Annotated in this window: 23 protein-coding genes; 14 read left to right on the top strand and 9 right to left on the bottom strand. The window is 54.6% G+C overall.

Going from position 1 to position 26,518, the window contains the following annotated elements; all coding sequences use genetic code 11:
* The first annotated feature begins 193 nt into the window (after window positions 1-193).
* A complete protein-coding gene (locus TPANIC_RS05145; protein WP_014342706.1) occupies window positions 194-793 on the top strand; it encodes an ATP-dependent Clp protease proteolytic subunit in 600 nt (199 codons plus the stop codon).
* Window positions 793-1,848, top strand: coding sequence for an EF-P lysine aminoacylase GenX (locus TPANIC_RS05140; RefSeq protein ID WP_010882484.1), 1,056 nt, complete (start codon window positions 793-795; stop codon window positions 1,846-1,848). Before TPANIC_RS05145 ends, TPANIC_RS05140 begins: the two co-directional genes overlap by 1 nt.
* Window positions 1,849-1,870: 22 nt before the next feature.
* Here the strand turns inward: TPANIC_RS05140 and TPANIC_RS05135 are convergent, their stop codons facing one another.
* The gene (locus TPANIC_RS05135; protein ID WP_010882483.1) at window positions 1,871-2,443 is read right to left on the bottom strand and encodes an adenine phosphoribosyltransferase; all 573 of its coding nucleotides are present in this window, start codon (window positions 2,441-2,443) and stop codon (window positions 1,871-1,873) included.
* A gap of 226 nt (window positions 2,444-2,669) precedes the next feature.
* Here TPANIC_RS05135 and TPANIC_RS05130 point away from each other — a divergent pair, with 226 nt between their 5' ends.
* Window positions 2,670-3,203: a Dps family protein gene (locus TPANIC_RS05130; protein WP_010882482.1), complete on the top strand. Its 534-nt coding sequence runs from the start codon at window positions 2,670-2,672 to the stop codon at window positions 3,201-3,203.
* A gap of 158 nt (window positions 3,204-3,361) precedes the next feature.
* A complete protein-coding gene (gene trhA / locus TPANIC_RS05125; protein ID WP_010882481.1) occupies window positions 3,362-4,078 on the top strand; it encodes a PAQR family membrane homeostasis protein TrhA in 717 nt (238 codons plus the stop codon).
* An 89-nt stretch (window positions 4,079-4,167) separates the two neighbouring features.
* Here the strand turns inward: trhA and TPANIC_RS05120 are convergent, their stop codons facing one another.
* Complete coding sequence (locus tag TPANIC_RS05120) at window positions 4,168-6,546, bottom strand: heavy metal translocating P-type ATPase (RefSeq protein ID WP_010882480.1); 2,379 nt, start codon at window positions 6,544-6,546, stop codon at window positions 4,168-4,170.
* A 152-nt stretch (window positions 6,547-6,698) separates the two neighbouring features.
* Here TPANIC_RS05120 and TPANIC_RS05115 point away from each other — a divergent pair, with 152 nt between their 5' ends.
* Window positions 6,699-9,569, top strand: coding sequence for a valine--tRNA ligase (locus TPANIC_RS05115; RefSeq protein WP_010882479.1), 2,871 nt, complete (start codon window positions 6,699-6,701; stop codon window positions 9,567-9,569).
* Here the strand turns inward: TPANIC_RS05115 and TPANIC_RS05110 are convergent.
* The gene (locus tag TPANIC_RS05110) at window positions 9,566-10,591 is read right to left on the bottom strand and encodes a sodium:calcium antiporter (RefSeq protein ID WP_010882478.1); all 1,026 of its coding nucleotides are present in this window, start codon (window positions 10,589-10,591) and stop codon (window positions 9,566-9,568) included. The genes TPANIC_RS05115 and TPANIC_RS05110 overlap by 4 nt on opposite strands.
* A gap of 73 nt (window positions 10,592-10,664) precedes the next feature.
* Between TPANIC_RS05110 and TPANIC_RS05105 the strand changes: the two genes are divergently transcribed.
* Together TPANIC_RS05105 and TPANIC_RS05100 are read left to right on the top strand one after the other, a co-directional pair.
* Window positions 10,665-11,600 (top strand): patatin-like phospholipase family protein, encoded by a 936-nt coding sequence (locus tag TPANIC_RS05105; protein ID WP_010882477.1) that lies wholly within the window; start codon window positions 10,665-10,667, stop codon window positions 11,598-11,600.
* Window positions 11,601-11,611: 11 nt separating this feature from the next.
* The gene (locus TPANIC_RS05100) at window positions 11,612-12,046 is read left to right on the top strand and encodes a NusG domain II-containing protein (RefSeq protein ID WP_010882476.1); all 435 of its coding nucleotides are present in this window, start codon (window positions 11,612-11,614) and stop codon (window positions 12,044-12,046) included.
* 67 nt (window positions 12,047-12,113) lie between these two features.
* Here the strand turns inward: TPANIC_RS05100 and TPANIC_RS05095 are convergent, their stop codons facing one another.
* Window positions 12,114-13,943: a major outer sheath N-terminal domain-containing protein gene (locus TPANIC_RS05095; RefSeq protein WP_014505688.1), complete on the bottom strand. Its 1,830-nt coding sequence runs from the start codon at window positions 13,941-13,943 to the stop codon at window positions 12,114-12,116.
* Between the two features lie 260 nt (window positions 13,944-14,203).
* Between TPANIC_RS05095 and TPANIC_RS05090 the strand changes: the two genes are divergently transcribed.
* Entirely contained in the window at window positions 14,204-14,890 is a 687-nt protein-coding gene (locus TPANIC_RS05090; protein WP_010882473.1) for a DbpA RNA binding domain-containing protein, read from the top strand.
* 82 nt (window positions 14,891-14,972) lie between these two features.
* Window positions 14,973-16,985: an ATP-dependent helicase gene (locus TPANIC_RS05085; protein WP_010882472.1), complete on the top strand. Its 2,013-nt coding sequence runs from the start codon at window positions 14,973-14,975 to the stop codon at window positions 16,983-16,985.
* 15 nt (window positions 16,986-17,000) lie between these two features.
* On the opposite strand, the gene udp is transcribed toward TPANIC_RS05085, so the two are convergent.
* Together udp and TPANIC_RS05075 are read right to left on the bottom strand one after the other, a co-directional pair.
* Window positions 17,001-17,777: a uridine phosphorylase gene (gene udp / locus TPANIC_RS05080; RefSeq protein WP_010882471.1), complete on the bottom strand. Its 777-nt coding sequence runs from the start codon at window positions 17,775-17,777 to the stop codon at window positions 17,001-17,003.
* Between the two features lie 121 nt (window positions 17,778-17,898).
* Window positions 17,899-19,668 (bottom strand): M3 family oligoendopeptidase, encoded by a 1,770-nt coding sequence (locus TPANIC_RS05075; RefSeq protein WP_010882470.1) that lies wholly within the window; start codon window positions 19,666-19,668, stop codon window positions 17,899-17,901.
* Between the two features lie 148 nt (window positions 19,669-19,816).
* On the opposite strand from TPANIC_RS05075, the gene TPANIC_RS05520 reads away from it, so the two are divergent.
* The 5 genes from TPANIC_RS05520 to radA all read left to right on the top strand — a co-directional run bounded on the left by TPANIC_RS05520 (window position 19,817) and on the right by radA (window position 22,970).
* Window positions 19,817-20,104, top strand: coding sequence for a hypothetical protein (locus tag TPANIC_RS05520; RefSeq protein WP_013945579.1), 288 nt, complete (start codon window positions 19,817-19,819; stop codon window positions 20,102-20,104).
* Window positions 20,101-20,529 carry a 50S ribosomal protein L13 gene (gene rplM, locus TPANIC_RS05065; RefSeq protein WP_010882469.1) on the top strand — a complete coding sequence of 143 codons (429 nt, stop codon included), beginning with the start codon at window positions 20,101-20,103 and terminating at the stop codon, window positions 20,527-20,529. Before TPANIC_RS05520 ends, rplM begins: the two co-directional genes overlap by 4 nt.
* Before the next feature lie 15 nt (window positions 20,530-20,544).
* Window positions 20,545-20,934: a 30S ribosomal protein S9 gene (gene rpsI, locus TPANIC_RS05060; RefSeq protein ID WP_010882468.1), complete on the top strand. Its 390-nt coding sequence runs from the start codon at window positions 20,545-20,547 to the stop codon at window positions 20,932-20,934.
* 127 nt (window positions 20,935-21,061) lie between these two features.
* Window positions 21,062-21,556: a recombination regulator RecX gene (gene recX / locus TPANIC_RS05055; RefSeq protein WP_010882467.1), complete on the top strand. Its 495-nt coding sequence runs from the start codon at window positions 21,062-21,064 to the stop codon at window positions 21,554-21,556.
* Between the two features lie 46 nt (window positions 21,557-21,602).
* Complete coding sequence (radA, locus tag TPANIC_RS05050) at window positions 21,603-22,970, top strand: DNA repair protein RadA (protein WP_010882466.1); 1,368 nt, start codon at window positions 21,603-21,605, stop codon at window positions 22,968-22,970.
* 95 nt (window positions 22,971-23,065) lie between these two features.
* On the opposite strand, the gene gatB is transcribed toward radA, so the two are convergent.
* From gatB to TPANIC_RS05035, 3 genes are read right to left on the bottom strand one after another with little or no spacing between them, the layout of a single operon-like run.
* The gene (gene gatB, locus TPANIC_RS05045; RefSeq protein ID WP_010882465.1) at window positions 23,066-24,595 is read right to left on the bottom strand and encodes an Asp-tRNA(Asn)/Glu-tRNA(Gln) amidotransferase subunit GatB; all 1,530 of its coding nucleotides are present in this window, start codon (window positions 24,593-24,595) and stop codon (window positions 23,066-23,068) included.
* Window positions 24,588-26,108, bottom strand: a complete 1,521-nt coding sequence (gene gatA, locus TPANIC_RS05040; RefSeq protein WP_010882464.1) for an Asp-tRNA(Asn)/Glu-tRNA(Gln) amidotransferase subunit GatA — start codon at window positions 26,106-26,108, stop codon at window positions 24,588-24,590. Before gatA ends, gatB begins: the two co-directional genes overlap by 8 nt.
* Window positions 26,109-26,453: an Asp-tRNA(Asn)/Glu-tRNA(Gln) amidotransferase subunit GatC gene (locus tag TPANIC_RS05035; RefSeq protein ID WP_014505682.1), complete on the bottom strand. Its 345-nt coding sequence runs from the start codon at window positions 26,451-26,453 to the stop codon at window positions 26,109-26,111. It abuts the gene before it with no gap.
* Between the last annotated feature and the right edge of the window lie 65 nt (window positions 26,454-26,518).

The raw sequence follows: 26,518 nt of genomic DNA, 5'->3' as shown, positions 1-26,518 counted from the left end.
CCTATGATACAACCTATTGTATTTTGCCTGCAATAAACGAAGAGGTTATACGCGCGTTGCTTTGTGGGTGTAGATTATCTTGTTATTCAAGAGAAGTTTTTATGCTACACTAAGCGGCTCTTGTTTAGTGTGGGGCTGTTGCGCGACAGTATACCGTGAGCATGCCCGCGAGAAATGGGGAGTCGGAGTGGTTATGAGGTGTGATGCTACGCAGGAAAAACGTGCGCACTCAGAATCAGGGGAGAGTGTTTTTTTCCAGAAGTTTTTGGAAACGCGGCAAATTCTCCTTTCAGGGGAAATAAGTAAAGACCTCGCAGAGGGAATAGTACGGCAACTCTTTGTATTGGAGTCTCTTTCCGTTTCGAAGCCCATCTATATGTACGTGGATTCTCCTGGGGGGGATGTGGATGCAGGGTACGCTATTTTTGACGTTATTCGCTTCGTCAAGACGCCAGTGTACACAATTGGAATGGGGTTGGTTGCGAGTGCTGGTGTACTCGTTTTGCTCGCGGCAAAAAAGGATTGTAGGTTTGGATTGCGCAATAGCCGGTACTTGATACACCAACCCCTTTCTGGTATGCGTGGCGTTGCGACAGACATAGAAATCCACGCACGGGAGCTTGAGAAAACGCGATCGAAACTGAACGCTTTGATCGCAAGTGAAACGGGTGTGAGCTTAGATAAAGTTGCACAGGATACAAATCGAGACTACTGGCTCGACGCTTCTCAAGCACTAGAATATGGTCTCATTTCGAACCTGATTGAAAAAAGGGCGGACCTTCCTAAGAAATAATGGATACCGAATCTGTCCTCTTTCGCGCGCAGTGCTTGCGTGCAGTGCGTGATTTTTTCCTTGAACACCACTACATAGAGCTCGATACGCCTGCACTCGCCCGTGCGCTCGTTCCAGAACGGTGTCTTGAGGTGTTTCAAACCGAGTACTTTACGTCAGTGCATGCTAAAGATACACAGAAGTTATATCTCGTTCCCTCTCCTGAGGTTTTTCTGAAACCGCTCATCGCGCAACTGCAACGTTCGGCTTTTCAGATCTCAAAGTGCTATCGCAATGGAGAGTCCATGGGCGCCTTGCATAGGCCGGAATTTACTATGGTCGAATACTACACGGTGTACGCTGACTACAAGACGTCGCTCGATGTAAGCAGCAAACTCTTTCGCTTTGTGGTTGAACAAGTACAGAGTCATCCGCTCGCGGACCCATATTCGTGTGCTTGTTTTTGTGCTCCCTTCGAGTACGTGACGGTCGAGGAAGCTTTTCTCCGCTATGCAGGCTTTTCCCTTTCGCACGCGAGTAGTGTACAGACGCTTGCGCAGGAAGTATTGCGCTCCGGAATAGACCTGGGAGCACGTGCGGGGGTCGATTATACCCAGTGGTCATGGGACGATTTGTACGAACTGTTGCTCGTGCATATTGTTGAACCAAAGTTGAGGTCAATAAAGGATCGTTGCGTCGTGCTGTATGACTATCCTATACAGATATCCTGCCTGGCGCAGGAACACACTGGACGCTCAGGGATACAATCTACGTCACCTAACAAGGGTGACGCACCTCACTGGGTGGTAAAGGAACGGTGGGAACTGTACGTCCGCGGTGTGGAACTCATAAACTGTTACACAGAGCAGCGGGATGCGAAGCATGTTACCCGGTACTGCAGGGAAGAACAAACCGCAAAACAGGGATCTGCGCGAGTTGTGCATCCTGTTCCAGAGGGCTTTGCGCACGCGTGCGCACGCATGCCCCCTTGCTCTGGAGCAGCACTCGGATTTGATCGCCTGGTTGCGCTGCTAGCCGGTCGGCACTCATTAGATGCGTTTGTGTATGATCAGTGACACTCCTCCTGCCTTGGAGAAGTTAATTGGAAGTTTCCTGGTTGTATTCGATGAGCGTTCTCACGGGAAGATCCCCAATCAGCTCATGGTACCGTAGGAATGGTAAACCCACAACGGCGAAGAAGCCCACCACTTCTGCCCCGCCAGCCCGGAGCATCGTGCGCGCTGCATTCAGCGTTCCACCGGTGGCAATCAGGTCGTCTGTTAACAGCACGCGGGCCCCCGCGACTACATCGCTCTTGTGAACCTCAACGGTCGCCTTTCCATACTCTAAGGAATAGGAGCACGAGTACGTATCCCCCGGTAGTTTCCCCGCCTTCCGAACTAAAATAAGAGGTATTCCCATGCGATCTGCAAAAGGCGCGGCAAAAATAAAGCCACGTGATTCGATTGCTGCGACCGCGGTAACGTGCTCATCGCGGTAGAATTCCACCATTTGATCAAGACAGTAACGAAATACAGCCGCGTTCATCAGCACGCCAGTAATGTCGTAGTAGAGAATTCCTTTTTTAGGGAAATCAATCCGCTTACGAATTGCGCGGTCCAGCGCCGCGTGTCCGTCCACAGGGGCATGGTAACGTCCAATACCACGCACGTCAATGATCTTACCGGTTTGTTGGGAGGCTTGGTGGATTGAGAATTACGTCTCCTGGAAAAAAGATTTCGCTGAAACTTCACGAAATCTCGGTGAAAATAAATGATTATTTTACCAATCGGTGAAAAAAAGCCGGGAAAAGTCCAAAAAGACAGTGGTTATGCTCCATTTCTTTCGATTTTTTGTTGGCATGGTTTTTGCTTTAAAGTTTGGAGGAGAAAGAACGATGAACATGTGTACAGATGGAAAAAAATACCACAGCACCGCCACGAGCGCTGCAGTTGGAGCCAGCGCCCCCGGTGTACCGGACGCTCGTGCCATTGCTGCTATCTGCGAGCAATTGCGCCAGCATGTAGCGGATCTGGGAGTACTGTATATCAAGCTACATAACTATCACTGGCACATCTACGGCATTGAGTTTAAACAGGTGCATGAGCTCCTTGAAGAGTATTATGTATCAGTTACTGAAGCCTTTGATACGATTGCCGAGCGGTTGTTACAGCTGGGCGCGCAGGCTCCTGCGTCTATGGCTGAATACCTTGCGTTGAGTGGAATTGCAGAAGAGACGGAGAAAGAGATCACTATCGTCTCTGCGCTTGCGCGCGTAAAGCGGGATTTTGAATACCTAAGTACGCGATTCAGCCAAACGCAAGTACTTGCAGCTGAAAGTGGGGATGCAGTGACTGACGGCATTATCACAGACATACTGAGGACGTTGGGAAAGGCCATTTGGATGCTTGGTGCTACCCTGAAAGCCTAGGTAGAGCAGGCTGTACGTACAACACACGTACGGCCATGCGCTGGAAGTCCTGTATTTTGCACATAAGGCCTCTCTCCCGTTACAGCATGAGGGGAGGGAGGTGTTGGTTGAAGTGCTTGGGGAAGTGTGCATAATCGTCCTACGGAAGGGGGCGTTTTGTGGAAAAAATTGTTAACGCAGACGGATCGGATGCTATCTGTCCTGCGTCTGCGGCCTGTGCTAAGTCCATACGATCTTACCAGGAGAGCTATTCTCTTGGTGAGGAAATCGCAAATGCAGTCACCCACGGTATCGGTGTCGGACTATCCATCGTTGCACTGGTGCTCCTGGTGGTGCGTGCAGTGCACTATACGCCGGCTGACTTGACGGCTCGCTATGTTGTTGGTTTTAGTGTCTTTGGCTCCTCACTCATTGTGCTGTACCTGTGCTCTACGCTGTACCATGCTCTGCCTCGTGGAGCGAAGTATGTGTTCGGTGTTATTGATCACTGTTGTATTTACGTGCTCATTGCAGGTACGTATACTGCGAGTTGCCTGACTACACTGTACGGCGCGATCGGATGGACTGTTTTTGGGGTTATTTGGGGATTAGCGTGTAGTGGGAGCGTAATATACTCCGTGTTTGGGCATCGGGTACGGTGGCTGTCTCTCGTGATGTATATAGCGATGGGGTGGCTGGTAGTGTTTGTAGCAAAGCCGTTGCGGGAACGGCTCCCTGAGATTAGCTTTCTGTTTTTGGTATTAGGAGGCGTGCTCTACACGGTTGGTTGTGTATTCTACGCACTCAAGAGAATAAAGTGGACGCATACTATCTGGCATATGTTCGTCATCGGCGGTAGCGTCATGCATTTTTTTTCGCTGTATTTAAGCTTTTAAATCCATAAGCCTCCTATGATAGATAGGAGGTTCGTTTCTTTGCGCAGACCGCATCCTGTCTGACGGAGCGAGCGAGTTCGCGCAGTCCTTTATGGTGATGAAGACTGAAACTGGTTCAACCTCAACGCATTGCATAACACCGAGACTGAGCTTAAACTCATCGCTGCTGCTGCAAGCATAGGTGTGAGACGTAATCCGAAGAAGGGATATCCGAGTCCTGCTGCTAGAGGAACGCCGAGCGTGTTGTAAAAAAATGCCCAAAATAAGTTCTGCTTCATGTTCCGCACCGTTGCAATGCTGAGATCTACCAACGTTACCACGTCCCGTATGCAGTTTCTCATCAGGACTACGTCTGCACTTTCTACTGCAATATCAGAACCTGCACCGATGGCGATCCCAACATCGGCGGATGCCAGTGCAGGCGCGTCGTTTACGCCGTCTCCTACCATCGCTACCATCATTCCGGACGCTTTTAAAGCGGAAATTTCTCGTTCCTTATCATGAGGGAGTAACTCCGCTTTACTTTTCTTGACACCACAGCGTGCAGCGATGGTGTGTGCAACGTGTTTGACGTCTCCCGTTAGCATCAGCGTTTGGATCCCACGCTTGTGCAAGGCACCAATCGCTGCAGAAGAATGTACCTTTACGGGATCTGAAACAAAAAGAACTCCTACGAGATTTTTATCCGCTGCTACAAATAAGGGCGTTTCCTCTAGATTGTGTGATGGAGAGAGATATGTGTCCATGCCATCAATACTGTGTGCGACCATCATACGTGCATTGCCTACCATGACGGTCTTTGCATACGAGGTATGCACTAAGCGCGCCCGTAGACCGAGTCCTTGTTCTGAGTTGAAATCGGTTATAGCAAGCGGTGTCATTCCTTTACGCTGTGCAGCTACGCTAATTGCAGCTGCAAGCGGATGGCCAGAGCATACTTCTAAGCTGTACGCAAGGTGGAGTATGTCTTCTTCGTTATAGGTTGGATGGAGCGTGTGTATGTGTGAAAGTGTAGGACGTCCTAAGGTGAGGGTGCCAGTTTTATCGAACGCTATTACTTTCGTGCGTGCCATTTGCTGGAATACCTGCGCTGATTTTATGAGAATACCCATCTGTGCACCCTTACCCGTTGCAACCATGAGCGCGGTAGGGACGGCAAGTCCTAACACGCACGGGCATGATATGACCAGGACAGTGACTGCGATAGAAAAGGCAAATTCTGCAGACGCTCCTGCGCATAACCACGCGCAGCCAGAGAGCAAGGAGAGTGCTACGATTGATGGTACGAAGTATGCGCTGACAGCGTCGACTAGTTTGGTGACCGGAACTTTAGACGCAGCAGTTTTTTCTACCAATGAGATAATTTGCGCAAGGGTGGTATGCTCCCCTACCCGTTCAGCACGAAATTTGAGGAACCCCGTGCTGACTAAGGACGCAGAAATGACGGAATCTCCGCGTCCTTTTTCTACCGGAATACTTTCCCCTGTGACGTTTGACTCATCGAGCGTGGCCTGCCCGGATGTGATGATCCCATCTACCGGAACTAGCTCACCTGCTTTTACAAGTACGGTGTCTCCGACAAGTACGTCCTGTGCAGGAATTTCTATCTCAATTTCATGGGTCTCATGGGCTGATGCAGCGCTTGCAGTTGTTGGGGAAGAAGGGGATGCTCCGCGCGGAACAGATACCTGACGGATAACGCGAGCCGTTTTAGGTTTTATGTCTAGCAGTTGTGTGAGTGCGCGAGAAGTGCGCCCTTTAGACAAGGCGGACAGGTATTTACCCACCGTGACGAGCGTTACGATCATTGCAGCTGATTCGAAATACAAATCCGCCACATAGTGCGATACAAGTGCCGTGTCGTTGGCATGCACGCCCATTGCTATACGCGCCGTGGCAAAGAGACCGTATGTAAAAGAACTCAGGGAACCGAGAGAGATGAGCGAATCCATAGTTGCAGTGTTGCGTCTCAGAATTGCACCATACAACGCAATAAGTCCTGCACGAAAAAGAGAGCGATTGGCGTACAGGACAGGTAATGTCAGAAACGCCTGTACAAGGGCAAAGGAAAGCGCATATTTCAGGGGGTGCAAGAACCCAGGGATCGGTAGGTGCACCATGTGCCCCATGGACAGATACATAAGGGGCACGAGTAAGCAGAGAGAAGTACGGACACGCCTTTTGAGCGTCACAAAATCTGGATGTACCGGCTGGGTTGCAGCAAGCGGTGCGGTTGTCGAATGCGTATCTAAAAGCGTGGCTTTGAATCCTGCATGTGAAACTGCATCGATGATGGTCTGAGCAAACAGGGTGTGCTCAGTAGGGTGAAGATCAGTGTGTACGTATAAATGGCTGGTGGTGGGATTTACGTAAACGTCGTATGCGCCTGTCACGTGGCGCACTGCTTCCTCTATGCGCCGCACGCACGCAGTGCAAGATATACCGTGAACAACAAATGACACTTGCATGAAAGACTACCTCCTATTCAGGACGGGTTTTTTATGTATCCAAAAGCTCTGGGGAGGAGCGGCTGGCAGTGACGGCAAGAAACTTGCATGTACCGGATAAAAAACCGTACACTTTTCATCCTATCTGCTGTGAAATGGGAGCTCAACGAATTATGACCCAAAAACTGCAAAAAATAGTGCTGCCTCCTGTCTATGGGCCTGCAGATTTTGAAGCGCGTGTCTACGCATGCTGGGAGCAGCGGCAGGCATTTAGCCCGCGTGCGCGCGGGAGTGGAACGTCGGATAGCGAGGGGTGCGATGGGCATAGCAGACAGATAGAAGGGGGTGCGCGTACCTTTGTCATTGCTATCCCACCGCCAAATATAACGGGCGTACTCCATATGGGGCACTGTCTCAATACGGTGTTGCAGGATATCGTTATCCGCTACCAGCGCATGGCCGGTGCGTGTACGCTCTGGATTCCGGGAACTGACCATGCAGGTATTGCCACGCAGCATGTGGTTGAACGCGCCTTGAGGAAGGAAGGCATCCATAAGCGTGAGGTGACGCGCGAACAATTCGTTGCACGAACGCAGCAGATAAAGGATTCCCATCAAGACACTATTCGCATGCAGTTACGGAAGATGGGGGCATCTTGTGATTGGACCTGTGAGCGCTTTACGCTTGATGCAGGTATGTCAGCCTCCGTACGCGAAGCGTTCGTTACGCTTTATGAACGTGGCTTGCTCTATCGTAGCATGTACTTGGTTAACTGGTGTCCTCGCTGTGGCACCGCGCTGTCTGACGATGAGGTTTTTCATCAAGAAAAGGATGGCGCGCTCTATTATGTTCGGTACCCTCTTTTACCCCGTACTGAAGAAGAAGGAAACGGCGTTCCCCCTCCATTAGGGACTGCTCAGGTGGGGGAAACTATCATCATTGCTACTACGCGCCCTGAAACCATTTTGGCAGATGTGGCAGTTGCGGTGCATCCAGATGATGCGCGCTACCAATCTTTGATTGGACGTAAGGTATGCGTGCCAATGGTGAACCGCATTGTTCCTATTATTGCTGATTCATATGTTGCGCAGGATTTTGGAACCGGTATGGTAAAGATTACTCCTGCGCACGATCCGAACGACTGGGATATTGGGACGCGCCATTCGCTTGAAGCGATTAATATGCTCAATCCAGATGGCTCGCTCAATGATCAGGTGCCTGCTGCGTATCGGGGGCTTTCGTGTGCTCAGGCACGGATACAAATCGTTGCCGATTTGCAGGCGCATGGGCTCCTGTCCCGTGAGGAGCGCATAGTGCATTCGGTGGGAGTGTGTTATCGCTGCGAAGCAGTTATTGAGCCGTATCTTTCTCTGCAGTGGTTTGTCAAAATGAAACCACTTGCTTCTCAGGCCCTGGCTGCGTGGAAGCGTGCGGACGTGCAGTTCCATCCTAAGAAATGGGAAAATACCTATGTGCGGTGGCTTGAGCACATTCGCGACTGGTGTATTTCGCGCCAGCTGTGGTGGGGACATCGCATCCCGGTGTGGTATTGCGCACAGTGTGCACAGCAAACGGTGAGTCGGGTGGATGTGCAGCGCTGTGCTCATTGCGGCAGTGCGGATATAACGCAGGATCCTGACGTGTTAGATACGTGGTTTTCCAGTTGGCTGTGGCCTTTTTCTACTCTTGGGTGGCCTCAGGAAACGCAGAAGCTGCGCGCGTTTTACCCCACGTCTGCGGTCATTACCGCGTATGACATTATTTTCTTTTGGGTGGCGCGCATGATAATGGCGGGGCTGGAGTTTACGCAAACGGTTCCTTTTCGAGATGTGTACCTGCACGGTTTAGTGCGTGACAAGCAGGGAAGAAAGATGAGCAAATCACTCAACAACGGGGTGGACCCGCTGCACATTATTCGCACGTACGGTGCCGATGCACTGCGTTTTACGCTTGCCTTTATGTGTGCGCAGGGGCAGGACGTGTTGATAGAAATGGATTCGTTCAAGATGGGTTCGCGGTTTGCGAATAAGGTGTGGAATGCTTCTCGTTATATTTTGGGCAATCTCGAAGGCAGGCGGGTGTACGCTATTGCGCACGTGTCTCTAACTGAACTGGATCGCTGGATCTTTCACACATTTAATGAAACTGTGCAGCAGGTGCGTACAGCACTTGAAGCGTACCGTTTTAATGATGCGGCACAGGCAGTGTATGAGTTCTTTTGGAACAGCTTTTGTGATTGGTATGTAGAGGCAAGTAAATGCTCGTTTCAGAAACCTGATGAACAGGAGAAGGATCGCGCAGCTTCAGTGCTCTGTACCCTTCTGGAAGAGACGCTGCGACTGCTCCATCCTTTTTTGCCGTTTGTAACAGAAGAGATTTACCGGTCGCTGTCGCCTTCTGTGCACGATACCACCCAAGCAATTCCGTCTGGGGCGCACGCGTTGCTCATGTGCGCGCCATATCCGGTGTATGTGCCGTCGCGGGTAGATGCGCGCGCGTGTGCGCATATAGGTGCGGTGCAGGAAATAGTGCGTGCGGTGCGTACGCTGCGCGCTGCGTGTGGTATTGATCCGCAAAAAGCTGTTTCAGTCAGACTGCGTCCGAGTTCTCCGGCGCAGGATGCGAACGCCGCAGCGCAGGTGTCCTGTGTGCACGATCCGGGAGCGGTGGCGCGCACATATGAGGAATTGATTTGTGTGTTAGCGGGTATTTCCTCGCTTGTGTATCTTGAAAGCGATGCGCCTAAACCGCAGGTTGCCGTTGCAACAGCGGGGACAGGGTTTGAGCTGTTCTTAGTAACGACGGAAGGAATTGACCGGACGATGCTGTGCGCGCGTCTTCAAAAAGCGTGGCAGAAGGCGCGGCAAAAAGTGCAGCAGGTGGAGCGTAAGCTTGCAGACGCGCAGTTTTGCACGCACGCTCCTGAAGAAGTGGTGACCGCAGAGCGCAAGAAACTGGCAGAGGCGCGCGCAACGTGCCACACCCTTGCAGGATATCTTGCGGACATGAATGGAAAGCCTGGACCGCTCTCTGACTCCGATTAGGGTCCTGTGCCCCTGAGCAATCCGTTTAGCAGCACGAACAGCCCATATACCGCGCACAGGAGCACACCGGCAGGGCGGGTGAGGGTCCTGCGGCCGAGTGCGCACGCGTGAAAGATTCCCACGACTAACAGCATGGCAGGCAGGTGTAGCAGAGAAAAGATTTTTGGCACCGGCAGGCCGTGTGGCGTAAGAGACGCGGCAGCTCCGACTACAAACAGCACATTGAGGATATCCGCACCTACTATGTTTCCCACTGCCAGTGCGCCGTGTCCGCGGCGTACTGCGGTGATGGCAGAGACGAGTTCTGGCACGCTGGTGCCAAAGGCGATGATGGTTGCGGCTATGATGCCTGCAGGTACTCCTGCGCGGAGCGCCATGATTTCTACCGTGGGGATGAGGACGCGCGAACCGAGGACGAGGAACCCGATTCCCCCTCCTAATTGCAGGAGCAGGCGGCATACACTGCGCGTATCAGTCTTGTCTGCGGGGAGCGCTGCTGTGCGGGTGTCTGGAGCGTGTGGGAGGGCCGACCAGCGCAGAGAAACCCACAGGTACAGCGCGAGCAGACTGAGAAACAGCCAGCCGACGTACTGATGCACCCGCGCGCCAAAGCGTGGCAGGGTTACCCATCCGAGCGCGCATACGACGAACAATTGCACCCGCGCGTGCCGGCGCATCAAGTGTGTGTCGAGCGCGAGCCCGGGGCGTGCAAGGAGTGCCCCGAGTCCGAGAATGAAACCGGTATCCACCACGATGGATCCTATGGCGTTTCCGAGTGCTAAGTCGGCGTTGCCGCAGAGCGCAGCGTATACAGACACGGCTGCCTCGGGGGTGGTGGTGCCCAGGCTCACGAGCGTGGCGCCCAGGAGCGCTTCGCTGATCCCCCAACGCCGGGAAAGCGCGCTGGCGCTCTCTACCAAGCAGTCTGCGCTGCGGGCCAGAAAGTAGAGCGCACAGAGCAAGACGCCGAGTAAGGTGGGGAGTGTGCGCGCCGCAAGTGCGCTGCGTACAAACGATTCCATACTGCGTACTGGAACGGTATCACACTGGGGGGAGAATGGACAGCAGGGAGGAAAACGCTCATAATGACCGCACGTGAAGTGGTCGCTCGTTCTTTCAGGTGGTGGTGCGCGGGGAATTGCCCACATTGGGGTGCTCAAGGCGCTTGAAGCGCTACAGGTTCCGCCGCCGCAATGTGTCGTAGGATGTTCTATGGGTGCGGTGGTGGGGGCGCTCTATGCGCTGGGGATGTCGGTGCGGGAGATGGAGGCGTTTTTTCAGCGTGATTTTGTTATTTCAGACTATGTGAATGCACGGGATCCCTCTGCGTGCGTTGAGGCGGGGATGGTGTGGGGGGCGCGGGCTGCGTTTCAACGCTTGGGCAAGCTGGTGCAGCTGGGGGTGAGTTTGAACACGCTCGTGCGGGGGCTGGGGCTTGATTCGGGAGAAAAGTTTGCCACGCTGCTGACGCGGGTGACGGGGGGGAAATCCTTTCACGATTGTAAAATTCCGTTTTTGTGCAATGCGGTCAATCTGTGTACGGGCGCGGAGGTTGTGCTCTCCAGTGGGGTGCTTGCCCGTGCATTGCGCGCCTCGTGTGCGTACCCGGGTGTTTTTGCGCCGGTGCGGCAGGAGGGGGTGTATTTGGCGGACGGCTGTATATTGAACAACACGCCGGTGTGGATTGCGCGCGCGCAGGGTTTTGACGCGGTGCTGGCGGTGACGTTTGACCGGTTTGAGCAGCTGGGGCTCAGTGACTTTCGGACGGGGTTTGACGTGTTGCTGCGCAGTCTTTCGTGTGCGTCGCATGCGGTTGCCACGCAGGCGCGCAATTACCCGAGCGCGTGTGTGCGGGTAGAAACGCGGCGGGACCAGAGTGATTTTTCTCGTCCGCAGGAGCTGGTGGCGCGTGGGTATGCGGCGGTGCAGCACGCCCGTGCAGTGTTGGACGTATTTTTTGCCCGCGGGGTGCGGGGGATGCTCGGGCGGCGGCGTCTGGCGCGGCAGGCGCGTGCGTATTTTGAGCGCTAACGGGGGGACGCGTGGCCTGCGGCGAGAATGAGCGTGCCTCCACCTCTCCCCCGAATCGGGCGGCTGCCGCGCGCGGCGGAAGGCTGACGCTGCTGGACGGGTGCTGCGTGGCGCTGGTGCTGGCACTGACGGCGTGGAGCGGATTTTTTGTGTACCGCATGCAGGGGGGAGCGCGGACGCTCGACATTCGGTGTGGGGCGCAGCGGTGGACGTACCCGCTCGATCAGGAACGGGTCATCCGGGTGCGCGGCCCCCTGGGGGAAACGGAAATTGAAATTCGCGCCGGGGCAGCCCGGGTGTGCCGCTCGCCGTGCGCGAACGGCACGTGCATCGCGCACCCGCCGGTGCAGCGGGTGGGGGAGTGGAACGCCTGTCTACCGAACGGCGTCTTTCTGTACGTGCACGGCACCGACGCGGCTGAACCCGAAGCAGACGCCGTGCAGTAACGCGCCGGCGCGCCCGCGCGCGTGCCGGCAGACGGCGCTGGTGGGACAGTCCGCAGGCGGCGCCCCGCTACCACGCGATTTTAAGGCCGCACACAAAGGTGCCAAAGTGCTTATCTGAGGAAATATCTTCGGTAATTAGCATGTACGGCGCGGTGGCCAGCCGCCCCTGCTCCCACCGGGCGTCAAACTCCACTTTTTCTATTGGGCTAACGGTGAACCCCACGTGGTACTGCATTGCCTTTTCGCGTAGCAGATTGTTAGCTTTGTCGGTGTTGAAACGGTTAGTGGTTCCGTACACCACCGCGTACGGCTTGAGCCAGGCGTGGGAGCCGAGCGCAATCTGATAGCTCAGCCACGTTTTGCCCACGACCGGCAGGTTGATAGGCCCCCTCATTGTAGTCTTCTTGTAATCGATGCCCCCGTTGTTTACGTAGGAGGTGTAGGTGAAGGGAATGTACAGGCGCGCCTCCACCCCCGCGTTCAAGCCGGTGAGCAGGTGCGTGTAGGGGTCGCCGGACTTTGTTTCTAATTTTAAGAATGCGGCGCAGTCCAAGTAGTCTGTAAGCTGCCTGGAAAAGACGCGCTTGCCAAACATATTGGCGCCGGCGGTGGCAAAATACGCGCCGGAAGAAAGCCACTTCCACTGCATGCTCAGCAAGGCGTCAGCGCCCAACTCGTGCACGTGCAGGCGGTGCAGCCACGCAAAGAACGTGACGAGCGCAATGGCCGGGTCCGGCTTTTTAAGGAGCTCGGCGAATCCCTGGGTGAGCTGGTTTACCACCGCTCCCAGGCCCAGTGTGCTCTGAAGTAGATTGGAGAGTTTTCCTTCCAAATGGGAAACCACCAGTGCCACTTGCGCTATGAGGGCAGCGCCCCGCACTTTTTTGACAAAAAACTCTCCGACGCCACCGTTGGCCATTATCTGGGCCACTTGTGCCCAAAATTCGGTTACCGCTGCACTTACGGCTTCTGCCGCCTTGGCCTGCACGTTTACCGTCTTCCCTATATCCGCGTCGCTCCGGTGAATGTTTCCCACATCAAGCGCCAGCACGAGCCGAAACCCGTACCCCGGGGTCAGCGTCAGCCGTCCGCCGGCGCTCCACAGCAGGCGGTTTTTCTGCTCATTGTTTTTTCCCTGCTCAGTCCCCGTGGTGTATTGGGGCTCCAGCGTGGCGTTCCCCGCCAGCTCCATCTTGATGCGCTCAGCGCGGTGGTGCGTGTACGTAAGCGTGGCGTCTGCTCCAAAGCCGTACTTGCTGTGCGCAGTACCACTATCCCACATACCGTTTGACGCAAACGAGAGCAAGCCCACGTCCAACCCAATGCCACTGCCGCCGATATCCTGCGCACGGTAGCCGAGCTTGCCCCCATAGCCGCCAAAGCCGGGCGCATAGCGCACGTCCTCCTGCTTGTAGTCGCTGGTCACGAACGGGTCCCACAGCTGCGCAAAGTTAATAAAGCAGTTCGGGTCCTTGCCAATGGTCAGGTACGCGTTGTAGCAGTGGAGCGTTGCTTCAAAAGACGCTTTGGGTTTTTTGAGCGTAAAGGCCTGCCCCGGCCTGGGGGATTCAAAATCAACGGTCAGGTCCTTGAGCCGCAGCTCCGCCCACACGCCTGAGCGCGCCCCGCCGCGACGCAGGTGCGTGGCCTTGGGCACGAGGGGGAGCGAGATTTTCAAATCATTGGTGGTGCGAAACCCGTGCGTGTACTCGTTCGGTTGCACCGAAGGGTTCTTTTTAAACTTAATGCCCCACTGCAGCTGGGCGTGACCAGTTACCTGCGGGGCAATGCCTAGCTGCTCAGAAAAAACGGGCAGTGCGCCAAACCCCGGGAGCAGCGCCCCGGCGCCCGCACAAAAAAAGACTGCACGGTGCAGTTCCCTCCCGACCCATTTCATTTTTACAACACCCCCCCCCCCGCCCGTGTCTAGCACCCTCCAGAAGGGGCCAACCGGCGCAGGGTGGCGTCACCGCCGCACGCCCCGCCCCCTCCTCAGGTAGACAGGGGGGTGGGGGCGCGCTATACTTGCAATTCTCAGTGCGCAGAGGGAGTTTTGTATCGCCCCGTGCGCCGCGCGCTGCAGCGCAGCGCACGTGCCCGTTTTCATGGCACCGCATTATGAGCGCACGAAACGTTTAAAACTCAGGGAGCGCGAGAATGTCAAAAATATCCTCCAAAATATCGAGCGTTGATCAAGAAAAATTCCAGGCATTTCTGCAACAAATCCTCAGAAACGTAAAAACGCAGGAAGACCCCCGCGTGCTCGACGCCTATCGGCGCCTTTTTCGCAAGAGCGTCCCCTTCTCCATGCGCTCATACGTGGCCGCACACCTGGCGCACACGCACTGCCGCGCCGGCGCCACCGCCGGCAGCACGCGGCGCACCGGAGCGCGGGAAGGTATACGTACCGGCAGCGCGCACGCGCCTTCCTGCGCCAGCGCGCCTGCCAGCGCCGCCCGCGCGCGCGACTTTGAGCGCAAAGCGCGCGACTACCCCGCCCTCTGCCCGGGGGACACCACGAGCATCTTCATCAGTATTGGAAAAAATCGGCACATCTATCCGCGCGACATCATCGCCCTGCTCATGCAGCGCGCCGATGTTGCACGCGAGCACATCGGCACCATCCGCATCCTCGACCACTATTCCTTTATCCAAGTCCTTTCGGGTGAGGCAGAAGCGGTTATCGCCCGTTTAAATGGCCTCTTTTACCGGGGGCGCACCCTGACGGTGAGTCACTCACGCAGGGCGGACGAGCATCCCGCTCCTTCTACAGAGCCGCACGCCGCTGCCGTTGCACCAGAGCCTGACTTTATGGCAGAGCCCATCCCCGCCCTGGAAGAATAAGGAACATGCCGTCAGTGCAGGGCGCCGCCCGGGCGCGGTGGCACTCGGTGCGGTGCGGCAGTTTTCGGTTGCAGGGCTGCGCGTGGAATCCTACCTGAGCGCGCTCAATGAGGCGCAGCGTCAGGCCGTTTGCCATTATGGCAGCCCGCTTCTTATCCTTGCCGGCGCAGGCTCAGGAAAGACGCGCGTTATCACCACCAAAATCGCCCATCTTATCCGTTCCCGGCAGGTTCGCCCCGAGCAGATTCTGGCAGTAACCTTTACCAATAAAGCGGCGCGTGAGATGCGCACGCGTGCCTGCGCGCTTGAGTCTGCCGCGCAGGGGGCAACTATCTGTACCTTCCACGCACTGGGGGTGTGGATCCTGCGTCGCTATGCAGTCCGTCTGGGATTGAACCCCCATTTTAGTATTTATGACGACCATGACGTCCGTGCACTCTTGCCAAAAATCCTGCCTCATTGCGATCACAGTCGGGCAGGCATGCTCGCGCGTGGAATTTCTCAGGCAAAGGACTATGGGCTCGACTGCGCCTCGTTTGAGTCAGTGCACGCGCGTGTCTCCGCTCCTGCATGCGCTGCCAGAGCCGTTCTGGGTGACAGGCAGTTTGCGCACGCATATGCGTGCTACCATCGGCGTATGCGCGAAATGGGAACGGTAGACTTTGGGGATCTGATTATGCTTCCGGTGCAGCTCTTGCGTGAGCACCAGGACGTCGCCGAACAGCTGCATGCACGGTGGCAGGTGGTCATGGTAGATGAGTATCAAGACTCAAACGTGGCGCAGTTTCATTTCTTGCAGGTGCTCACCGGTGCGCACACCTATCTTTGTGTGGTAGGGGACGACGATCAGTCCATCTATCGCTTTCGCGGAGCAGAGGTAAAAAATATCTTGACCTTCCCTGAGTTCTTTCAAAATACCCAGATTATCCGCCTGGAGTACAACTACCGGTCCACAGACGCAATTCTGCGTGTTGCTGATTCGGTAGTGAAAAAAAACCAAGACCGCTTAGGAAAGGCGCTGATTGCCCAGCGCACGGGAGGTACTAAGCCGCGCCTGTTCTTGCTGAATAATCAAGATGAAGAAGCTGCGCTGTGCGTGCACCTCATTCAAGAAGCGCGTGCGCGCGGCATCCCATACGCGGATTGGGCGATTTTATATCGGGTAAATGCACAGTCGCTGAGTTTTGAACAGTGTTTTTTGCGGAATCGCATTCCGTATCGCATTGTCGGCACGCTCAAATTCTACAGTCGCGCAGAGGTAAAAGACGTGCTGGCGTTTCTCCAGCTCATAGTCAATGGCTCAGATGAACTGGCCCTCCGGCGGGTGCTGAATAAGCCGCCTCGGGGCATTGGAGAAAAGACACAAGACGCATTGTTTGTCTGTGCACAGCAGGCAGCCATAACTGATTTTACCACACTCCAGTCCACCCACCTGACCGCGCTTGGCACGCGTGCGCGGCAAAAGGTCAGTAGCTTTCTGTCGCTGTTACGTGCGCTGCGTGCACGCATGCCACAGGCCCCCGCAGCGGGAGAAGAAGCTCGCACCAGTGCGCCGCCTGAGGAGCCGGTAGAGGAGCGCACCCACGATGCAGAAGGACTTGCGCGCTTTGTTTCTGTGGTAATGGAACACACGGGGCTGGAAGAATGGTATCGACAGAAGGATGAGGAAGAAGGGACGCAGTGCGCGGTCAACGTGCAGGAGTTAATGAACGCAGCGTCACTGTATGCATGTTCGCATGAGGGGTTAGTGAGTTTCCTAGAACACATCCAATTGGACCAAAATATGGCCGACGAGGGAGGAGCGGCTGACGCAGTGCACTTGATCACCATTCACAATACAAAAGGGCTGGAGTTTCGACGGGTGATTCTGACCGGACTAGAGAACGGGGTGTTTCCGCGTGATGACGAAGCAGATATACAGGAAGAGCGGCGTTTGATGTACGTTGCCTGCACGCGGGCTATGGATAGCTTATACCTTACCGCGTGTGCGTACCGCAGAATGTGGGGACGACACACGGCGATGAAGCCCAGCCGCTTTTTGACCGAGCTTGACTCCGCGCTGTTAGAAATAACCGATCCGCGACACTTTGCCTAAAGCACTGCAGTGCGCCTAGCGCGGGGAGTCTTGGGTGATGAGTAATTTGACCGCTTCGACTGCAACCCGTATGGCGTTTTCGGTGTCGTGAACTTGAATGTCTTCCAATCCCTGTGCTCTGCGGGTTTGGTTTCCAATGACTAAGAGCACTGCGCCGGTGCGCACGCGCCGTACGCTCCCGAGCACAAAGAGCGCTGCAGACTCCATTTCGGATGCGAGTGTGTTGCATGCAATCCATGCGTGCCATTTTTGCGTGAGTTCTGCATGGACGGGCATGGTATGGGGGGAGTGTTGACCGTAGAAGTTGTCTTTACACTGAACCACACCGAGCGCGTGGCGCACCTGCACGTCTTCTGCAGCGTGTTTGAGTGCAGCAGTGACCGTAAAGTCCGGCACCGCAGGAAACTCCACGGGGGCATATTCTTTACTGGTGCCTTCAAAGCGAATCGCACCGGTTGCAATAACTACCGTCCCGGCAAGAATATCAGGCTGCATGCCCCCTGAGGTCCCTACGCGGATAAAGGTGTGTGCGCCCAAATGGATGAGCTCCTCAACACCAATTGCAGTTGACGGCCCCCCAATACCGGTGGACATGACGCTGACTGGTGTTTCGCAGAGGGTGCCCGTGTACGTGACGTACTCGCGGTTGTGGCCAACTTTGTGAGGATGAGAAAAATGTTGGGCAATCTTTTCGCTTCGTGCAGGATCCCCCGGTAAGATAACATAGTGTCCGATGTCTGACGCTTTCAGTCCAATGTGGTATTCGCAATCCGTACTGTAGACAAGCTTCATGTGTTTCCCCTTTAAGCGTAAGGTGCACAGCACTCCCCAGTCACGAAGAATCCCGACCACGGGGGACGGTGACAGGTAGTTCTCTTTTTGGCGAGGCATCTTTTACCCTTTTTTCATAGACCTAGGAAAGGCGGTCACCAACCGTGCGAAAATACGCACGGCAGGAAGCGAGTGTTGAAACAAACGTGTCTTCCTCAAAGGGGTTGTGCAGATTCGCTGTGGCAAGCAGACGCATGAACGGTTCGCTGCCGCCTCGGCTGCACAGTACGCAATAGTCATGCCAGGCTTCCGCATAGGCAGTAGGAGTTATGCTGGCGTACGGTGCCGCGCCGGTGAGAGTAGAAAGGTGAGTGTATGCAACGCGGCTGCGATCCCAAAATTGCAACGCACATATCTGCGCGAGCGTGTAGTCTATGTAGTAAAAGGGTATACAGAAAATGTGACTTTGACGCATCCACAGTCCCCCGCAGGACAAGTAGTGCTGCCCTCCGTACCGACGGCGAGGTAAATACTGAGTTTCTAATGCGCGCCACGCCTTCTTGCGTTCAGTGGCAGAAGCGTCCGCATGTGCGTACACCCAGTGTTGGAATTCGTCCACAGCTGCCCCGTACGGTAAAAGCTCCACTGCCTGTGTTAAATGGCGCAGGTAGAAGCGTTCTTTCTGTTCACCAAAAAAGAGCCCCATCCACGGCCAGGTGAGAAATTCCATACTCATTGAGGGGATCTCGCACGCTTCGTACGTGGGCCACACATACGCTTCCAAACAGGGATCAAGACGCGCTCGATAGCGTTGGTAGGCTTGGAAGGCGTGGCCCACCTCGTGCGTCATAACCTCCACGTCATGTGCAGTGCGATTAAAGTTTGCAAAAATAAAAGGCGCACGATATGTGCTCAAGGTTGTGCAGTATCCACCGCTCGCTTTTGCAATACGTGCACAGACATCAAATAGGTGGTACTCGCGCATAAAGGTAAAGAACTGGTCTGTTTCTGGGGACAGTTCGCGGTACATACAAGCGGCCTGATTCAATATCCAGGGTGCATCTCCCTGGGGAACTGGATTTCCAGAAGGGAAGTACAACGGCTCGTCATAAAAGAGAAGTTCACTGAGTCCAAGTCGAGATCGCTGTTGTTCATGTAGTTCCGCAGCGAGGGGTACGGCGTAGCGCAGGATGTAGGTGCGGTAACGCGCAATATCTTGCATATCGTAGTCGCTGCGTAACAGGCGGTCATAGCCGAGTTGGATGTAATTGTCATAGCCGAGCGTGCGTGCGATGCGTGTGCGCACTCGTACCAGCGTGTCATAGAGGGTATCGAGCTCCGATTCATGTTGAGCAAAGAAGTGATAGTATGCCTCATGCGCGTCGCGCCGCGTGTTGCGGTCGGTGTGTTCCATAAAGGGGGACAGCTGGGCGAGAGTGTAGTGGTGGCCTCGGAAGAGAATGTGTGCGGAAGCGAGGAGTGTTTCATAGGCGCTGGTGAGACGATTTTCTTCTGCGAGGTCTTCCATAATCTCCGAGCAGAAGGTTTTGCTCTGAAGGCGTGCAAGGGTAAAGCGGTGAGTGCCAATAAGTTTTTCAAGACCGTCGCGCTGTGGTGATGCAAGCAGCAGCTGGTTGAAGGCATGATCTAAGCGGGCAAAGCGAGGATGTACAGCATCGAAGAAATCCTGTTCTCTGCGGTAAAAGGTGTTGCGTGTATCAATGGAACAGCGCATGTTCGCTAGTGCCTGTGCGGTAAGATATTGGCGCTGGAGATCCTCTATGGCGAGTATAGACGCATACGCATCGCGTGCACAACGGGCCTGCGCGAACTCCCCATGAGCCGCGTCGACGGCATGCTCGAGTATGTCCATGTGTGGCCGCGTGTACGGAATGTCTTCAAATCTTTGCATGCGTTATGCGCCCATCATCAGGCGGACTGAGCGTTTGTTCAAGTTAGCTGATTTCTTTCAGCAGAAGGTTTCTTCAGGAAGTTTTCCGCAACTATCTGGAGAGTATACGCATTCTAACTGTCTTTGTGCTAGCGCAGCTTGACACAGAATGATTTTTATGAGACGATCGGGAGATTTTGCGCGGGAGGCGGTGGTGGGCGCGGTTTTGGTTGGTGTGCTGCTGATGGGAGCGGCGGTTTTCGCTCTTCTTTCCCCTATGGAGTACGGTTGTGGTCTCGGGTGGGCGCAGGATGCACTGCGGTTCTTGCGTGGTGCTGCGCCAGTCGGCGGTATTTTTGCTGGTTTTATATCTCTCCTTGTAGGGGTGGCAAACATGCGTGATCGTGCGCCCACGCGCAAGCTACCGGAGCGTGTGGATAAAGGAGCAGAGGGGTGAGGACAATCTTTGTTAATGAGCGCGAGGCTGTTCGCGCTTGGCACCTGATTGACGCAGCGGGGCGCCCCTTGGGGCGTGTTGCCGCGCGCGTTGCGTGTCTCCTGCGTGGTAAGCATAAAGCATCGTACACGCCAAACCAGGAAATGGGTGATTACGTTGTGGTAATCAACGCTGAGAAGGTGTTCCTGAGTGGGACTAAACCGAAGGACAAGATGTACTACCGCCACTCAGGCTATCCTGGGGGGCTCAAGAGCGTGTCGTTTAGCGCGTTGGTCAAGCGCCGGCCTGTCGAACCGTTGCGTCACGCGGTTAAGGGTATGCTACCCAAGGGGCCTTTGGGACGCAAGCTTATCAAGAATGTGAAGATATACGCGGGATCTGTGCATCCGCACGAGTCGCAGAATCCCGTGCCGCTGTCGTGTTAAGGAGTGGTAAAGAGCGTGAAGAATCTTGGGATCGGAACAGGGAGAAGGAAAACGGCTGTCGCTCGCGTGTGTATCCGTATGGGGAACGGGAATGTTACCGTCAACAGACGGGATGTCGGCGCGTATTTTCCTACGGCGGAGCAATTGCGTCGGGTGCGCGAACCCCTCTTCGCTACCGCGAACGAGCGGCGTTACGATGTGATTGTCAATGTGTATGGCGGCGGACTTGACGGGCAGGCTGGTGCGTGTGCGCATGGTATTGCGCGCGCTCTCGTGCGTGCTGACGCTTCAAATCAGGCTTCGCTGCGTGCAGGTGGGTTGCTCACGCGTGATTCTCGCATGGTAGAGCGCAAGAAGTATGGCCAGCGCGGTGCACGGCGTAGATTTCAATTCAGTAAGCGATAGGCGCTTTTGTCTCTGTGCTATCCAGAGCCTCCAGGAGGATGTGCTTAAACTTACGGATGAGGTGGGTGCTGTTCTGCAGACTCGCTTGAGTTACCTTGGCGCGCTTTCCTGCCCGATAGAGGAGTTGGTGGGTACTCGTCCCACTGATGAGCAGTACGGGGCGGTGTGCTTTGCATGTAGGTGTTATGAGGCTGAGTGCGTCGCAGTGCGGTTGCTCGCTCGGAGTGAGACGAGTGCTCAGCAGCTGGGTTTTAAGCTTTTGAAAAGAGGCTTTGAGAAGAGGGTCGTTGAGAGCGTGTTCCCGGTTCTTAAAAGATATTCTTGGCTTGATGATACGCGATTCGCGCGGGCGTGGTTGCGAAACCGCGTCGATTCCCGTCCTGCGTCCCGTGCTCAGCTATTAGGTGAGTTAAAAAGGCGAGGGGTTTCTCATGCAGATGCAGAAGGCGCGTTAGATCTCTTGTTTCAAGAGCAAGATGAAGAAACGCTCTGCTTGAGGTTGCTGGAGAAGCTGCGAAGGCGGGGATATGGGCCGCATACGTTGCAGCGTGCATTGCAGCGGAGGCAATTTTCTCCTTCGCTCGTTCGTCGCTGTCTTGCGGTAGAAACGGAGGGTGCGTAGCGGCCCGCCGTGCAGTGCTTTTTCTTTCTGACGTAAGAGAAATGGAGTGGCTAAAAAGACGGAACGTGCCTTTTCCTGCGTGGGGTGTGGTTACGTTCATCCTAAGTGGCTTGGGCGTTGCCCTGAGTGCGGGGAGTGGAATTCCTTCGAAGAGACACCCTCGTTGTCCTCCGGCGATGTTCGTGCTGTAAAAAAGGCATCTTCTTCTCCTGTACAGGCGTTCCCGCTGTGTGCTGTGCGCGCGCAGGATGCGCAGCGTATTAGTTGTGGTATCGCAGAGTTCGATCGTGTCCTCGGCGGAGGCGCCGTAAGACGCTCCGCGATCATGATTGGCGGGGAACCGGGCATTGGTAAATCTACATTACTGTTACAAATCGCTGCAGCCTGCGGGAAATCGGTTCTCTATGTTTCGGGTGAAGAATCTCCGGGGCAAATTCGTGGGCGTGCGGATCGGCTGAATATTCCAATTCAGAACATCGAGTTGCTTTGTGCGACGCGGGTCGAGGATGTCGAGCGTGTTTTAAATACACGATGCCCTACCTTCGTTATTGTTGATTCGATTCAGACAGTTTTTTCCCCCGAAGCAGGTGCCATTCCTATGACTATCAATCAGCTGAAATATTGCGCAAATGAGTTGATAGCGTGGGTAAAGGAACGGGACTCTGTTCTCTTTTTTACTGCGCATGTAACGAAAGATGGGAATATTGCCGGGCCAAAAGTAGTGGAACATATGGTGGACACTGTGATTTCTTTTGAACGGAATGAAGAGGATATTCGTTTTTTACGTGCATTGAAAAATCGATTTGGTTCTGTTGATGAGCTGGGTATTTTTACCATGGGTGAAAATGGACTTTCCGCTGTGCAGGACACTGCAGGATTTTTTATTAGTACCAGGCAGGGAATGTTTCCTGTTGGGTCTGCAACTGTGCCCGTGTGTGAGGGGAGCCGTGTTTTTATGGTAGAAATACAGGCATTGACCGTTCCTGCAAAAAGTAGTGTTACGCGCGTTTTTTCTGATCGTATCGACTCGGCCCGCGTCAGTCGTGTTGCAGCGGTAATTGAGAAACGTGTGGGTTTGAAATTCTCAGATCAGGATATCTACGTGAATGTGGCAGGGGGTATCCGGTTATATGAGCCTGCGGTGGATGTGGCGTTGGCAATGGCCTTGTATTCAGCGCGGCAAAACACCCCAGTGAAAACAAATGCCGCGTTTATCGGTGAGGTAAGTTTATCAGGAGAAATTCGACCTGTGCGTCGGCTAAAGACGCGGCTAAAGACGGCGTATGGTCTGGGATTTTCAACGATATATGTACCTATAGGGGTTGAACACGACACACCGCCTCCTTATACCCTACGGGTGGTGGGTACGCTCGCACAGACAATTGCGGAGATATTTAGCAAGGCGAAGGCGTAGTAGCCCTTTGGTGCGTCTTTCTTCTCCTGGCGTGAGCCGGGCCGGGCGTATGCTGAAAGAGAGACCGCCGCTCTTCCGTGGAGTTTTTCCAGCTGTTACAGCTGAGAGAGTGCTTGGTGGACGAGCGTCGCCACTCGCGCAGGGTGTGCGCGCCCGCGGGAACGCTTCATTACTTGCCCCATGAGCCAGGCAGCCACGTTTGTCTTACCGTGTTGCCAATCACGCAGTGCCTTTGGATGTTCTTGAAACACCGTCTGCACTAACGTTGCGATTTCTTCCTCATCTGAAAGTTGTGCCAGACCCTGTGCGGAGATAATGTCCTGCGCTCGCGCACCGGTGGCAAGCATTTGTGCAAATATATCCTTTGCTTGTTTTCCGGTAATGCGCTGATCTTCAACTGCATCCATTAGTTCGGCAATTGCTTCAGGACTCAGATTGAGCTCTGCAATGCAGATATTCTTCTCGTTTACTACCGCAAGAACCTCCGACAGAATCCAGTTTGCCACTCGTCGCGCATTCTTAGACGCATGCGCTGCCTTCTCAAACCAGTCTGCGAGCATGCGGCTGCCGGTAAGCGTTTGGGCTGCAAACGCCGACAAGCCAAGGTCAAGTTTGAAACGTGCACGCCGCGCTGCCGGAAGTTCCCCGACTGTGTAAGAGAGATGCTGGACATATGCAGGGGTCAAGTGCAGGTCAGGTAAGTCTGGATCGCGCATGAAACGATAATCGCGCAGTGAGTGCTTTGTACGCTGTAAAAGCGTAACCCCTTCGACCGGATCCCAGCCCATCGTGCGTTTTCTCTGCATCTCTTCTTTGCTCGCAGGACCCTTTTGCCAAAACTCCTGCAATTGACGCTGTACCTCATACGTACACGCGTCCCGCACCATACGATACGAGTTCATATTTTTGATTTCAGAAATGGGAGTGTGGTGTTCTTGCCCTTTGTACAGAATCCTCACATTAACATTCGCGTCGCATCGCAGTGCGCCTTCTTCTAAATTACCATCCGTTACCTCGATAAAGGTGAGAATCTCGCGGATCGTCTGCATAAAACATGCGGCCTCCTCTGCAGAGCGCAGATCCGGCCTAGATACAATTTCAATGAGCGGCACCCCACAACGATTGAAATCAATATAGCTGTAAGCGTCTGCAGCATGCAGGCTTTTGCCTGCGTCCTCCTCCAAATGTATCCGTTCAATACGGACACGCCGCTGCACGGGCATGTCAACTCCCTGTACATCCACTGCACCATCCGTACACAAGGGAGCGTCGTACTGGGTAATTTGATAACCCTTTGGGAGATCTGGATAAAAATAGTGCTTGCGATCAAAAGCGGACCAAAGCTGGATAGTGCACCCCAACGCAAGTCCGGCGCGCACCCCGAGCCGCACGTACTCTTCACTCACAACGGGCAACGCTCCTGGCAACCCAAGACACACAGGACACACACGGCTATTCGGCATTCCTCCTGAGCGATTTGCACAGGCACAGAAAGCTTTGGTCTTTGTTAGAAGCTGACAATGAATTTCACAGCCAATAATTACCTCGTAGAAAAAGGGTGCGGCATGTGTGTCATCTGTGGCGCCTGCAATGGAGGGAACTGTGCCTGTTTGGAGGTCAGACATGAGGTGCCTCCTCCCAACGTTTTGCTAGCCGGAGAACGGCACACTCCTGCCACTGAGAACCGATAATCTGTATTCCGATGGGTAGGCCAGTGCCTGATGTTCCCACTGGTACTGATAGCGCCGGTAGGCGGGCAAGGTTAACGAAGGTGGTGAATAAATCCGAGCAATACATGGCCAGCGGGTCATGTATGCGTTCTCCAAGCGGGAAGGCACCGGTAGCGGCAGTAGGACAAACAATAAAGTGGTAGGAACAGAGGAGCTGCGTACATTCTTGTTCTATACGCGAACGTACGCGCACACTCGTTCGGTAATAATCACCGGAGAAATGGCGTGAAAGAACATAATTCCCCACAATGATCCTTCGCTGTACTTCGGGTCCAAAGCCTGAGGTACGGACGGCGCGGTAGTAATTTTCCAAAAGAGCATCAGTGTCTCCCCTCTGCCCGTAGCGAATACCGTCAAAACGCGCAAGATTGCTGGCGGCTTCAGCTGTCGCGACAAGATAATATACAGGCACTGCCGCCTGTAGTGCAGGAAGCGTCACTTCTTCTACCTGTACGTTTTGGGCACGCAGCCAGGTGAGGAAGCGTTGAAATTGCGCAGACACGTCAGGATGCACGCCAGGAGCATCTACTAATTCGCGGGGAACAGCAGCACGCAGGATAGAGCACTCGTGGGCAGAAAAAGGGGCAAGATGGTGAGACACAGCGTGTCGCCCCGTCGCAGGAGGGGGGCAAGTGCTCGTGCTGTCGTACAGGTCTTTCCCTGAGGTGACGGAGAGGGCGAGGGCAATATCGTCAATGCAGGTAGCAAAAAAGCCGATTTGGTCTAGAGAGGAGCCAAAGGCAACCACCCCATATCGACTCAAGAGACCATAGGTCGGCTTCAGGCCATAGAGGCCGCAGTAAGCAGCTGGCAGGCGTACCGAGCCTCCCGTTTCGGTACCGAGTGCAAACGGTGCCTGACCGCCTGCGACGGCGGCAGCCGAACCGCCGGAACTTCCCCCGCTGGTGCGGCTCCGATCCCGAGGATTACGCGTCGGCCCATAAACAGAATACTCGGTGGAAGAGCCCATAGCAAACTCATCCATGTTCGTTCTCCCGAGCGGGATAGCACCTGCGGCGCGCAGGCGCGCAACAACGGTGGCATCGTACGGAGCCCTATAGTCTGCAAGGAGTTTACTGCCACACGTGCAGTGCTTTCCTTTCACTGAAATATTGTCCTTGACAGCAAAGGGTAGACCTAACAAAGGCTTACCTGAGACACTCCCCCCGTTTGCTCCAGCTGTTTTAGTACTCTGGGCACACGAGGCACGGAGATTGTCTGCCGTACGCGCGTGCTCCTCCGCATCAGAGAAAAACTCGACCAAAGCCCCAAGCGGGGACGCGCTGCGTGTGTCTTCCTCGTATACGTTGCGAAACGCACGCACAATCTGCAAAGAGCTGATTGCACCGGCTTCAAGCTGAGCCTTTAACATATTCCAGCTTGCACAGGTAATAGCATGCGCGTCCATTTATGCGCTACCATCGAGCGCGCGCGGTGCGCGAAAGTAACCGTCAGCAAACTCTGTGGACAACCGCTTGAGATCGTGAACGGAAAGACCAGGTAATGCGACATCCTTGCGTACCCAGTCCGGGCAGCAGTCCACGTCAATTTTATTCCCCTGGGAGCAACGGCCTTGTGCGTTATCCGTGTCAGGATCGTCGCGTGGACCGGGGTCGAACTGTTCTACAACGGAAAAATACTGGATAATGTCCTCGATCTGTGTTGCAAGTCCTACTGCACACTCGCTGCTTTCGAGGTGAGAAAGGGTGAGCAGCTGAGCAAAGATATCAGACGTAATACGCTGTTGTGCCATGATACTCCCATGTGCCTTGTTGACCAATATCGCCGGACTAGAATAGGGAGGTAGGAGAGTCACTG

Source organism: Treponema pallidum subsp. pallidum str. Nichols (assembly GCF_000410535.2).
GTDB lineage: Bacteria > Spirochaetota > Spirochaetia > Treponematales > Treponemataceae > Treponema > Treponema pallidum.
This window is presented reverse-complemented; position numbering and strand designations above follow the sequence as displayed.

Bases quoted from the DNA above. Each gene is read 5' to 3' on its own strand.
- TPANIC_RS05035 (WP_014505682.1), bottom strand. From the start codon at position 26,453: ATGGCACAACAGCGTATTACGTCTGATATCTTTGCTCAGCTGCTCACC.
- TPANIC_RS05090 (WP_010882473.1), top strand. From the start codon at position 14,204: ATGTCAAAAATATCCTCCAAAATATCGAGCGTTGATCAAGAAAAATTC.
- gatB (WP_010882465.1), bottom strand. From the start codon at position 24,595: ATGTCTGACCTCCAAACAGGCACAGTTCCCTCCATTGCAGGCGCCACA.
- gatA (WP_010882464.1), bottom strand. From the start codon at position 26,108: ATGGACGCGCATGCTATTACCTGTGCAAGCTGGAATATGTTAAAGGCT.
- TPANIC_RS05145 (WP_014342706.1), top strand. From the start codon at position 194: ATGAGGTGTGATGCTACGCAGGAAAAACGTGCGCACTCAGAATCAGGG.
- TPANIC_RS05095 (WP_014505688.1), bottom strand. From the start codon at position 13,943: ATGAAATGGGTCGGGAGGGAACTGCACCGTGCAGTCTTTTTTTGTGCG.
- TPANIC_RS05520 (WP_013945579.1), top strand. From the start codon at position 19,817: ATGATTTTTATGAGACGATCGGGAGATTTTGCGCGGGAGGCGGTGGTG.
- TPANIC_RS05130 (WP_010882482.1), top strand. From the start codon at position 2,670: ATGAACATGTGTACAGATGGAAAAAAATACCACAGCACCGCCACGAGC.
- TPANIC_RS05075 (WP_010882470.1), bottom strand. From the start codon at position 19,668: ATGCAAAGATTTGAAGACATTCCGTACACGCGGCCACACATGGACATA.
- TPANIC_RS05140 (WP_010882484.1), top strand. From the start codon at position 793: ATGGATACCGAATCTGTCCTCTTTCGCGCGCAGTGCTTGCGTGCAGTG.
- TPANIC_RS05115 (WP_010882479.1), top strand. From the start codon at position 6,699: ATGACCCAAAAACTGCAAAAAATAGTGCTGCCTCCTGTCTATGGGCCT.
- udp (WP_010882471.1), bottom strand. From the start codon at position 17,777: ATGAAGCTTGTCTACAGTACGGATTGCGAATACCACATTGGACTGAAA.
- TPANIC_RS05120 (WP_010882480.1), bottom strand. From the start codon at position 6,546: ATGCAAGTGTCATTTGTTGTTCACGGTATATCTTGCACTGCGTGCGTG.
- TPANIC_RS05110 (WP_010882478.1), bottom strand. From the start codon at position 10,591: ATGGAATCGTTTGTACGCAGCGCACTTGCGGCGCGCACACTCCCCACC.